An 11,536-nucleotide genomic window follows, 5' to 3' on the forward strand; every position below is an offset into this window, starting at 1 on the left:
CAGGCGGACTCGCTCCTGCGTGCCGACCTGCTCAGCCGCTACACCCTCTTTCGCCGCTTCGGCAAGGATGCTCTGCTCCTGACCGTTCTCTCCTACAATGTAGGCACCGGCACGCTGCTCGGTAGCAGAAATCGCCCCAAAAGCCGGCTGATACGGAAACTCGAACAAGGCGACAGAAACATCCTGCCCGAATACCTCTCTTTCTGTCGCTATAAAGGTAAGGTGTTGCCCGGTCTGCTCAAACGGCGGCGCGTGGAGTTCGCTCTGTTTTATATCCCATGATTATCCTATTTATGCCCCTTGCAAGTTTTATCAGCTTGCAAGGGGCTTTTCTTGCTGTTTTATTCGTTCATCTCGCTATAAATGAGTATTTTTGTAGAAAAGTAACAATTGTTATGTATAGAGGATTCAATTTATTATTAGAGGAGAATTGTTTCGAGCAAGACGATTTCAAAAAATTACAAGAAGTAGGCTTCAAGAGTATCTCACATCAAAAAACAATTATCATAGAAAAAATAAACTCTTTTGTAGGAGATAATGGCTCACTTGACGGAAGTAAAATGCAAGCAAACTGGTTTCCACAAATTAAGGCTGATATTTTTATATCACACTCACATAAAGATGAGAATCTTGCTCTTGCTCTTGCAGGATGGTTAAAAGTGACTTTTGGATTAAGCGCATTTATTGACTCATGTGTTTGGGGATATGCTAATGATTTGCTAAGAATAATAGATGATAGGTATTGCCGCAATGTTAATAGGAATTCCTATAATTATAATAAAAGAAATTACTCAACAAGTCACGTGCATATGATGCTTTCTGTGGCACTCTCTCAAATGATAGACAATACTGAATGCTTATTTTTTCTAAATACTCCGCATTCTCTTACACCTAACACGACAATAAATCAAACAGAATCCCCTTGGATTTATTCTGAGATTGCAATATCCCGACTTGTCAGAAAGAAAAAACTTGAGGAATACAGAAATGTCGCACTTTTAGAATATCGACAGTTTTCTTCTGTAATTAAGGATACCTTAAAAGTACAATATGATTTACCGACAGATCACCTAACAGATATTGATGCGGATATTTTAATAAGGTGGGAAAACTCTTGGAAGATTATGGACTCATTTAACGAACAATTTCCACAATATTCTGAAGACTTAAAAATTCACACATTAGATAAACTTTATGAATTAACAAAATAACAACATGGATAATAAGAAAAAGTTGGAGGTTTTGGAAATCTCTGCAGTACAATCTCATATATCAATGCTTCAAGGCATCATCAATAGAATGGCAGCGAATAGTGCTAACTGCAAAAATTGGACAGTCACTCTTGTTGCAGCAATGCTGGTTCTTCTTGTAGACAAGAATATGCAAATACCGAATGCATGGATTTGTCTTGTTCCTATCGCTCTGTTCTATTTACTTGATTGTTACTATTTAGGATTAGAACGATTGTGTATTGCATCTCAAAATAAGTTCTTGAAAAGAATCTACAATGATGAAGACTACATAGAGAGCCTATACAAAGTGGAGGGGCTTAAAGATAAATGCAAACAATTTTGTAATACCATCAAAGCAATGAATTCTGTTTCCACAACTCTATTTTATCTGATAGTGGCTATAGCTGTTTTGCTCTTGGGAGGAATAATTAAGTTCTAAGAATGGGACAAACAAAAAGAAAATACAGTGCAGAATTAATTCGCTTTCAGAAAACACTCAAAAAGTCTATTCACAATGTTTTAGCCATAATGCCTAAAGGCTTTACCGATGAAGATTTCTTGTCCGAGTTTAAAGTCTTATATTCATATTTATGGGATGATGTCCGTGCTAAGGCTAAGGAATATCAAAGAATGGATGATGGTTTGGAAAAGAAGGGCTTTCCCAAACGATATTTCTTTCCTTCTCCTGCAGTATACATCAAAAAAGTATCTGCACTAATAATTAAGAATAAAGCACTGCACGAAAAGCTCATCTTAAAAACAGAAGAAAGAACGGAATTCAGAAAAACTCTGCTTGAAGAGTGTGCTAAGAAAAGGAAAGAGAGAAAGGAGAAATTAGTATCAAACTTAAAATATACACAAAAGATAACTCCTTCTTATTCAAATTATTATATTCAAACTTACTTTCATTGTAAACAAGCTAACCCCGTTGATGTTGATACTCAATATGCTGTATTAATCGAAGCCTCTAAGTATAAAAGTCCCATTACTATAAAATTCCTTCATAGAGTAAATGCATCGGAAAGAAACTACCATCTTCGACATTTTGCATTCCAAGCCTTGCAAAAGTTTGGGATAAAAGAAGTCCGCTTGCATAAAAATAGAAAGGGAAAGAAGAAAGCTGGAGATAAAATAGTGCCTACACCTATTGAGACTCCAGATGATTTAATTCATTCTATCTACAATTCTCAATTAGAGCAAATGAAAAAATATGATTTATTTCTCTCACATAGTTCTTTTGATAGTGGGTTACTTCTAAGGCTAAAGTCTGTATTGAATCATAGTAATATAAATGTTTATGTTGATTGGGTTAGTGATAGAAATGCACTAAAACGAGAATTGACCAATGTCAATACTGCTAATACCATTATTGAAAGGTTGAAATCCTCAAAGGCATTACTATACATACATACACAAGCAAGTCAAAACTCAAAATGGACACCTTGGGAGCTTGGTTTCTTTCATGCACTGCATGCATCAAAAAGCAAAATTTGCATATACAACCCTGACAATATAGAGAAAACTCCCTATTTGGATATATACCCACCAGTGGTTTTAGAAGAAGGAAAACTGTTTGTAGAAACAGAAGGGAGACGAGTCTTAATTAAGAAATGGATAGAGGAGTAAGTAGCTTTACTCGCCATAAAAAGTAACGCAGTTTTCATTTGGTTTCTTTGCTCCTTTCTTTTTCGCCTTTTCTCTGCTCATGAAAGAAAGGAGCGGGCGGCGGATATGCCGTCCGTTAAGTACGCTGTTGTTTACTCCTTTTGAATGGTTACTCGCGTGGCCTTTACTTCGGGGTGGGTAGAGAATGCCCAGTTTATTTCTTCATCGGGCAAGGTGCTGTGAATGCTGCCACCCATCACCAAACCGCAATCTTGCAGAACTTTCTGCTGTGCATCCTCCTTGTTATCGGCAAGAACTTCAAATACACCCTCGAAAATATATTGCGTTCGTACTCTGTAAATCCGTTTCTTTTTCATACATCTAAAACTTTGCCATTAATAATCTGTGCTCCATTGGCTCACCATTCGATAACTTACGATGTGTTAACCAAAAATGATGTTTACCATATCCATAGACAAAGAACTTGTCGAGTTCCGTTTCTTCAGCTATCTGTTTAATGGCTGTCCTTAACTCCTCTTTATTGGCAGATAGGGTTATCGCATTGATAACCCTTACGAGTATGTAAGGTATCTCGTCTGCCCAGTTGCATACGATGCTCTCTATTTCTACTTTCATTGCTGTGATAATTTGATGGTTTATATTTTTCTTTATGCTGTTGCCTTCATTCTTTGGCGGATTAACCTGCTATTGGCATTCACAAGATTTACTATCTGCTCGTGGTACTTCGTATTCTTGTTGCACACACCACGACTTTGCACTACTTTTAAGGTTTGCAGCGATACTTCGATAGTCTCTATCCGCCTGCCCTCAATGGTCGCAGAAAGGATAAGGGAGTCTTCTTTAAGGTAGTATCTATTTGAAAATACGCAATGATGCATAGCTACCCCTTCTTCCAAATGCTCTTGCACACTCTCCAATACGCGAACTTGGATTGTGCCGTCCGTGAAATGGATACCGAAGAACTTGGATTTGAGTTCTTGGAAATACTTTTCATCTTCCATTGCTTTCTTCTGTTTCCTTTCTATTTCCTCTTTCTCACGCTGTCTGCGGAGTTCTGTCTCCCTGCGGTCGTGCTCGGCTTTTAGGTCGGTAGGACAAAGATACTTAGGATTGTGTATGTCCTTGTTCAACCTACGGAGCATATTCACATAATCGCACCATAAGGAAATGTCTTTTATCTCATACCCGTTACGAACGGCAATCTTATACGACTGCCAATAGGCTTCAAATGCCCTTGTGTTGTTGAGGAAATAGCGCAAATGGTCTATGCGTCCTGCCTTGATGAGGGTTTCTGCACGGCTGTCGATGAGCAGTGCCGGGATAAGGTCAATGGGTGCGATTTGGTGAAAATCGTCCTTAAAGCCGTTCCTGCGGAGCATATCTGTTACCTTGAACTTGGGGTATATGGGTGCACAAGCCACATACCGATAGACTTCGTTGTCGTTACGCACTGCCATTGGCGAATAGAAAGAGAACGTGTCCACGTAATGCCCCAATATGCGTTGAACGGCTATCACGACCTTTCGCCCTTGTTCGTCCCACCAATACTGTCCGATTTCGATTGTCTCATATTTCGCCTCACAACCTTTCTTCATGCCCACTACTATCAGGAACATACGCAACACTTGGTATGTTCCGCAGGTAGTGAGGATAGTGAAGTATTGCTTCTGCTGTAATTTACGCCCGTAGGTTTCTTCAACCTGCAACCTTGCCCCACAATGGGGACAGGTGCAAGTTTGGGCAGGTTTTTCCATTATCCAACTATGTCCGCAGTCCATACACGTAGTATGACCTTTGGGCAATCGGTAGGCAAAGTGGCCGATGCACTCATGGAATGCCCACTTGCTTTGCGTCTTGGTGATGGGGCGCAAATGCTTGCTTTCAGCAAGCACAGCCTTTTCAAATCTGTTTCTCGGTTTCATATTCTTTCCTCCTTGCTTTATTCGTTACGAAATACATAGCCGTTCTTATACCAATAGTCCGTGTCGAAAAGGTCGTCGGCATATTTTGAAAAATCGAAGTAGCTCAATGCAAAATCGGACAAGTCGTTTTCCATTTTCACAAGTTCTTCCGCAAATTCCTCCTTGCTTGCATAATTGCCGATATAGGTGGATTGGAAAGACTTCACAAGGTCGTAAGCGTCTTGTGTGAGTTTGATGTTATTGCCCTCCACCCATGTCCAAAAGGCTTCTTTCTCCGTGTCGTTCAGTCTGTCCAACTCGTCTCGAAGTTCAAAGAAATTTTCTTCCAAATTGCTCTCGTCTATCAGACTATCGGGAATGTTCTCCCAATCTTGGAACATATATTCGGGTTCTTCCTCGTCTTCGTGTATCTCGGCACAATACTCCAGAAAGCCGTCCAAATCATAAAAATCCGAAAGGCTTACCCACTCGCCCTGCAAAGTGCCGTTGTTGTACTTGGCATAAGTGCCTACGTAAATCCGTGCTTCGTTCAAGTCCATTGTTTCCATATTGCGATATTGTATGATGGTTAAAAATCAAATAGTGAAGGTTGTACGACCTTATTTTCTGTTTTCTTGGTTCGCTCGCTGTGGCTGCGCATCTTGGCAAGCTGTTCGCGTTGGTATTGCTCAATGGCTTGCCTGCGTGCTTCCGCCTTTTCCTCGTCTGTGAGCTGTACCACGTGGTTTACGGCTATGTGACAATTAAGGGGCTTACCGATGTCGATATTATCCTCGTCAAAATAATGTACTGCCAGCGAATATATCTCCCCGTCTGAAAAACCTGCACATCCGCTGTTCTTCACATAGTTGAGAATATAGGTAATGCAGTCGTCGATGTTCTTGCCCTCCTTGCGGTAGCTTACTGCAAAGAGTTCGTCTTCGGCTGCCCTATTGTCCAAATAGGCTTGAATGGTTCGTTTGAAATGGTCGGTTGCTTTCATTGTCGTATGATTTTAATTAAACGATAGCTTGCATAATTTGCATTTTGTGTTGGGGACTGACCATTTCAAAGCAGAATGCGATAAACTCTTTTCTTGCTTCTCTGCGCAACTCCTTATACAAGATTTTCAGTTGCGAATGGTTACCGTTGATGTAGGTTTCATACATATACTCGAAGATATTGTCCACTTCGTAGTATCGGCATTGCTGGCTGGGTGTCTTGCTGTGTCTTGTTTTCATCTTGATTTATGTTTATAGGGTGAATATCCAAAGAATAAGGGCGAGAATACTTACGAGGGTGAGCACGTAGAGGACTATTGCCCAAAGGGTGCGGAGAATGCCTGCGACGATTTCCGCAAGCAAACCGACAACCACACCGACCGCCCCAAAGACGATACTTATAACGCTTGTGAGCAGCAGGCGAAAGGTTGTGCGCAATGCTCGGTGAATGTTGATTGACTTTTCCATTTTTCTAAGGGTTTTAATGTTTAATGCGGATCCAAGAGCTTGAGGGAGTTGAGTTTCACTGCTTATCTGTCTCTCGTTTATCCGACATTTTTTTTAATGCGTCTTCCTGTCGCATCGGTCGTTTTCGTTTCAGGTGCCTCACAAAGGTAGGGATGAGCGAATGCAAGGTTTTTGAGGGAAAATACTACCCGGAGCAAAACGCAGTGGAGCGTAGGCGTGGAGATTTTCTCCAAAACCGGAGGCTCCGACCTTGCAGCAGCGTAACATCCCGGAATTACCTTTGCGCCTGAACGGGGACGACCAGCGGATGCGATACGGTGGAGACCGCATCGAAATGGAGGTAAACGGAAAAGAGACAGATTCGGATAAAAAAGTAAAAGATCTGATTGCATGCCATACCATCAGATAGTAAAAAGCGTAATGAAGCGGGCATGTAAAAGCCACCTATAGAAGACAAAGACGGAAGAGGAAAGGTACGAAGTCTGCCTTTCGGGCTTGCTGCGATGGGCAGGCGTGTACTTTTCCTACGGCTTTGTCAGACAAGTCGGAGGTGTCGGAGGTAGACGGGTGAGGGATTTATCACCACCTGAATAGCTCCGACTTCTCCGACGACAAACAATGCGGCTTTTACTACCGCCTCCAAGAGAAGGAAAAACATCGAAAAAGAAAAATCTGAAAAATTGTCTTGTTGAAATCCATACCTTAGAAAGTATGGCCGATACACAGAAATGTGGCAGGAAGCAGATTTGCCGAAACTCTTTCGACAGACTGCTCCCTGCCTCTTTTCGTCGGTCATGAAAGGCAGGAATGTGTTATGCCCGATAGCGAAGTTTACGAAGAGAGGGCATAACTTGTTCCTGCCGAAGATGAGAAGGATTTCAGCAAGACAATTAAACCATCGAAATGACAATAGAAAAGTCTGCCCGATAAGAAAAAATAAGTTTTTCTTTGGTCGTACAGCACATTTTGTTTATCTTTGTATCAATAACAAGAGTTGTTTGAAACGACAGCAAATCAAGGAAGTTCAGGGAATTTGAGTAGTAACCAAATCGTAACCTTTTTCCTTTTTCCAATTTCATAAGTACTTATAATCAAATAGTTATAAAGAATCGGCACTTTTATCGTGTAAAACGGGCGAATAACCTGCTGCTTTTATTTAAAAAATTGATAATAAGGGTTGGCTTTCACCATGCTTTCAAAATCATTGGTCGAATTGTTGGTATCCACCAGCTTGTGGGTTTGGGAATCTACCTTGCGCCGAATAGCCATTCCATAACGATTCTTGTCAGAAGCCAGCACCGAGTTATAAGCAAAACCTGCATCCAAGCGCGATGCCGAGCAGAGCCATTTCTTGGGTGCTTCTTTCGGACACATATTCACACAGTCGGCAATCCAAGCGTTGGGCACAATATAAGCATCGCCATCCATAGGATAGGTTATTCCTTTAAACGTAAAATCATATTCGTAATGATAAGCATAATTCTGCACGTAATCGGCAGCACTCACAGGATGTTGCGCATCGCCTAAATAGCCAATGGCATAGGTCTTCACACCGCGTGTATGAGGCATCCATACCCCCATCTGACGACTTCCATCCATGGTGATAAGCTTAATCAAGTTGGGCACATCGGTATCGGTATCGCCACCACTCTCTGTTTTGTCATACCATTCGAAATCGGCCTTACTCAAATTATAAGAGTTGGGATTGGTCTTGGTGTGGTCTAAGCCCAAATCTACGAGCAGAATGCTTTGCCCAGGAGCAACAGGATGCTCGGTACCATTGCCTGGAACCATATAAGCCACACTGATAGCGAGAGCAGAATCGCGCACATCAGGACGATAATCCTGTGGCATATCGTTAAGGAACTCACTCTCAAACAGCACCAAGCCATCGGCATAGAGCGTCTCATCACTGTTGTTATAAATGCGGAAATATTTGTCGCTGTTATATTGCTTCTTGTTGGCATCGAGTGTTCCTGCTACGGCAATCTCAGCAAAGACAAAACCCTCTTTCACAGAAACGGCTTCGGCAACAAGATTTAAATTGGCTTTTCCACCAGCGATAGTCACATTGTTTTGCACGGCTCTGAGACGCGCATTCACAGCTGAGCCATTCACTTTATAAGCCACATTCCCTTCTAACATCACGTTGTACAATCCGTCTTCTAACCAGGTTTTACTGAGGTCTTTGCTTTCTACCACCGTCGAACGTCCCGTGTTGACATTGAAGAATGTCACGCGCACATTTGAGGCCTTCGCATTTTGCAAATCAGCACTCAGGTTATAAGTCACTGCAACTTCACTTTGGGGTGTTTCGTGAAAATGCTCACTACACGATGCAAACATCAAAGCACCGAGGAGCAACAACCCTAAAAACTTTTTCTTTTTCATTTTATAATTTATAGTTTAAAATTTAATTCCATTCCAAAATAAGGCGTAAACACTCGTCTCACTACATATCCATTCACCTCGTAGTCGGGGGCAATGGATAGCAAACGATCGGCGAAAAACGACAACGTGGCATGGCGTCCAAACGCTTTCGATGCTTTAATGTTTAAACACATATAGGCACGTTCATGTTGCAGTAATTTCGTTTGCCGCAAATTCGACAGCACCAACCACCGCTTATACACATCAGTTGCATCGGCAGCTGTGTAGGGATGTTCCACACCTGCTACATCCACATAAGCCAAGGGACGTGGGTTGCGCGTGGGGGTGAGCGTTCTTCCCAACCAATAACATTCGGCAGTAGCTGAAAGGATGAGCCCTAACCTGTCGAGATAGGTGTCGGCGATGAGGTTTGATGTGAATTGATCTTTCACATAACCATTATCCCAAGCATAAATACCCAAATAGCGATTGTTGATGGTGATACCATTAATCTGTTGTGGTGAGCCCGCATAATATTCGGGTTCACTGGCCGCATAGGTGGTATGGAACCATGCTCCATTGAATGTGAAGCGCGTGTGAAGTGCAACAAGGCGCGGCGATGAATATTGAAATTCAATTCCCTGCTTGATAATTTTTGTTCCATTCCCCATCACCTGATACGTGCGCAACAGCGTGTCATTGCGAAAAGGTAGTGTGGCAAGTGATGGAGGTGCTGTGAGTGTTACCCCACGCAAGCTCGAATCATCATAATCTTTATAAGTGAGCATTGGAATCATCTGCTGTGTGCTGCGAAAGCCATCATTCATCGATTCATGGAAATAAGTTGCATAAAACTGATGTCCCTTGCTGCTACCTCCCACGCGAATTTCCCATTTTGTGTTGTGGGCTGGCACCAAATGATAATTATTGGTATCAATGGTGTAGCTGCGAATATTTAGTTTTTTAGCAGCATCGTTGGCGTTCCAATAATTCAGTTGCACCAAGTCAATATAGCGCTTTTCGGGATTTAAATCTAATATGGTGGGCATCTTGCTCATGCGCCCCAGTCCCACAGAGGCATAAAGACGCCACGTTCCCATAGCAGGAAGATCCCATTGCACATTCAATCGCGGGTCAACATACAGCTTTCCATGCACATCATAGGCTGAAGATAGTCCCAACATTGTTGTGCCACGCACACCCAACAAAGCGGTAATGACATGGCTTCCCAACGACAGTTTGGCTTCGTCTTGCGCATAGAATGCCCCCACATTCGTAGCAGGGATGGCCTTGAATGTGCGTGGGCGGCGCGACGACGTGCCATCGATAGGACGCAGATAATCGTAAACCTGTCCTTGCCCAAAATTTTTATTGTATTGCCACTCTATACCCATCGTGAACAGATGTGACCATGCCCCCATTGCCTTTTGTGCATTTCCTTCTAATCTGAGGTTAGAATAAAAAGGCATTCCCTTCACCTGATGGCGCGCCACATAGGTCGAAGGCAGATAGGTACCATCATATTCGCCATTCTCTTCTATAAGTGGTGCAGGCGTATCGCGGTCTACACTTACAAACTTGGTCTGATTGATTTCATCAAAAGAAACGCTCGTCGAATAGCGCAGCAACAGCGATTGAAGCCACGAGTCTTCGTGCGGACTATAACGTAACGATGTACTTAGCCCCACATGATGATAGGACGAGCGATAACGATCTTCCTTGTTCACCTGCTCTTCGGGGTCGGTTTTCACATGATCAATGTTGCCAGCATAGTCCGAAGCCACATCCCAATTGAGCCTTCCTCCCCGCGCAAAGAGCCAAAACTTATGTAGGCGTGCCGAGAAATTCAGCCGGTTGTAGGTTTCAAAACGATTGCGTGGGTCGGCCTTCGAATTGAAAAGCCCACCATCAGTGTTTAAAATCCAGTTACTACCCAATGCAAATCCTTTACCCATAGAGAGCAGTTTGCCATAGCCATCGGCCTTGATGCGCACCTCAAGTGGCGTTGCCACACGCTTACGCTCTATGCGAATGAGGCCACTGGTCAAATCACCATACTTCACAGAAGGAATACCACGCACCACTTCCACACGCTCAATATTATCGGTTGCGAGCATCCTCATGTCCACACCATACCCCACTGTTGAACGACTTCCATCAGCATTTATATTCCGTCCCAACAACTGCATGTTGGCATCTGTACCAATGGGCGCACCATCCACCATGAACTTCGTTCCCAAACTACTAATGGCATAGTCGCTACTCGAGATGCCAACCTCGCGCAAACGTGCCACATTGGCGACGTTGGTGTGGGGCGTAGCGGTCATTCCGCCCGGCAAAAGACTCAGTAAATCGCTGAACGATGAGGGCTGTAGATGCTGCATCGCCGTGCGATCAATCACCGAGGTACTCGTTAGTCCCTTCTTTTCCTGCGCTGTAATCGTCACCTCACCTAAACTCACAGCCGTGGCATGCAGACGCAATGTACACTGCTGGTTACTGCTCAGTGTCACCAACGTGTCGAGCATGGCATAGCCCACCGACGACACTTGCAGCCGATAACGCTGAGGCTGAAGGTCAGAGAAGTGAAAAGTGCCATGGTCGGAAGTCTGCAAACCTGACAGAAAACGATCACCCACAAAAAGACGAATGGTGACAAACCCTAATCCTTCACCCTGCTCAGCATCCACCACTTTACCTTGAAGGGTGAAGCGTTGCGAATCGTTGCCAGCCGAAAGTTGAATGAAACAGCCAACGAGGAAAAGAATAAATAATATGGTTCTTTTAAGCATCTCAATCTCAATAGGACGGGCAAAATTACAACTTCCCTTTTCGTTTCGCAATACCTACTTTTAGGTATATTGCAGTTTCGAGACCTCTGCAAAACCCCTTCTACAATTTGTCATTCTTAAATATTCTTTGTACCTTTATCGTATGA

Annotated in this window: 13 protein-coding genes; 4 read left to right on the forward strand and 9 right to left on the reverse strand. The window is 43.0% G+C overall.

Annotated elements, in window-relative coordinates; genetic code table 11:
• From X919_RS16815 to X919_RS0103780, 4 genes are all read left to right on the forward strand, one after another.
• Positions 1 to 282 (forward strand): glycoside hydrolase family protein (locus tag X919_RS16815; RefSeq protein ID WP_028899082.1); only part of this gene is annotated, 282 nt, incomplete at its 5' end.
• Complete coding sequence (locus X919_RS17020) at positions 279 to 1,211, forward strand: hypothetical protein (RefSeq protein ID WP_216592150.1); 933 nt, start codon at positions 279 to 281, stop codon at positions 1,209 to 1,211. The genes X919_RS16815 and X919_RS17020, both read left to right, overlap by 4 nt.
• A gap of 4 nt (positions 1,212 to 1,215) precedes the next feature.
• Positions 1,216 to 1,671 (forward strand): hypothetical protein, encoded by a 456-nt coding sequence (locus tag X919_RS0103775; RefSeq protein WP_028899083.1) that lies wholly within the window; start codon positions 1,216 to 1,218, stop codon positions 1,669 to 1,671.
• A 2-nt stretch (positions 1,672 to 1,673) separates the two neighbouring features.
• The gene (locus X919_RS0103780; protein ID WP_028899084.1) at positions 1,674 to 2,858 is read left to right on the forward strand and encodes a TIR domain-containing protein; all 1,185 of its coding nucleotides are present in this window, start codon (positions 1,674 to 1,676) and stop codon (positions 2,856 to 2,858) included.
• A gap of 131 nt (positions 2,859 to 2,989) precedes the next feature.
• Here the strand turns inward: X919_RS0103780 and X919_RS0103785 are convergent, their stop codons facing one another.
• The 9 genes from X919_RS0103785 to X919_RS0103835 all read right to left on the reverse strand — a co-directional run bounded on the left by X919_RS0103785 (position 2,990) and on the right by X919_RS0103835 (position 11,390).
• Complete coding sequence (locus tag X919_RS0103785) at positions 2,990 to 3,214, reverse strand: hypothetical protein (RefSeq protein WP_028899085.1); 225 nt, start codon at positions 3,212 to 3,214, stop codon at positions 2,990 to 2,992.
• A 4-nt stretch (positions 3,215 to 3,218) separates the two neighbouring features.
• Positions 3,219 to 3,473, reverse strand: a complete 255-nt coding sequence (locus tag X919_RS0103790; RefSeq protein ID WP_028899086.1) for a hypothetical protein — start codon at positions 3,471 to 3,473, stop codon at positions 3,219 to 3,221.
• 32 nt (positions 3,474 to 3,505) lie between these two features.
• A complete protein-coding gene (locus tag X919_RS0103795) occupies positions 3,506 to 4,780 on the reverse strand; it encodes a PcfJ domain-containing protein (RefSeq protein ID WP_028899087.1) in 1,275 nt (424 codons plus the stop codon).
• Between the two features lie 17 nt (positions 4,781 to 4,797).
• Positions 4,798 to 5,328, reverse strand: coding sequence for an antirestriction protein ArdA (locus tag X919_RS0103800; protein WP_028899088.1), 531 nt, complete (start codon positions 5,326 to 5,328; stop codon positions 4,798 to 4,800).
• A gap of 20 nt (positions 5,329 to 5,348) precedes the next feature.
• A complete protein-coding gene (locus tag X919_RS0103805; protein ID WP_028899089.1) occupies positions 5,349 to 5,762 on the reverse strand; it encodes a PcfK-like family protein in 414 nt (137 codons plus the stop codon).
• A gap of 16 nt (positions 5,763 to 5,778) precedes the next feature.
• Positions 5,779 to 6,000, reverse strand: coding sequence for a hypothetical protein (locus tag X919_RS0103810; RefSeq protein WP_028899090.1), 222 nt, complete (start codon positions 5,998 to 6,000; stop codon positions 5,779 to 5,781).
• A 12-nt stretch (positions 6,001 to 6,012) separates the two neighbouring features.
• Positions 6,013 to 6,228, reverse strand: a complete 216-nt coding sequence (locus X919_RS0103815) for a hypothetical protein (RefSeq protein ID WP_028899091.1) — start codon at positions 6,226 to 6,228, stop codon at positions 6,013 to 6,015.
• 1,152 nt (positions 6,229 to 7,380) lie between these two features.
• The gene (locus X919_RS0103830; protein ID WP_028899093.1) at positions 7,381 to 8,619 is read right to left on the reverse strand and encodes a DUF4876 domain-containing protein; all 1,239 of its coding nucleotides are present in this window, start codon (positions 8,617 to 8,619) and stop codon (positions 7,381 to 7,383) included.
• Between the two features lie 8 nt (positions 8,620 to 8,627).
• On the reverse strand, positions 8,628 to 11,390 hold the full coding sequence (locus X919_RS0103835; RefSeq protein ID WP_028899094.1) for a TonB-dependent receptor: 2,763 nt from the start codon (positions 11,388 to 11,390) through the stop codon (positions 8,628 to 8,630).
• Positions 11,391 to 11,536 lie beyond the last annotated feature (146 nt).

Origin of the sequence: Prevotella sp. HJM029 (assembly GCF_000599605.1) — a bacterium.
In the GTDB taxonomy this organism is placed as follows: Bacteria; Bacteroidota; Bacteroidia; order Bacteroidales; family Bacteroidaceae; genus Prevotella.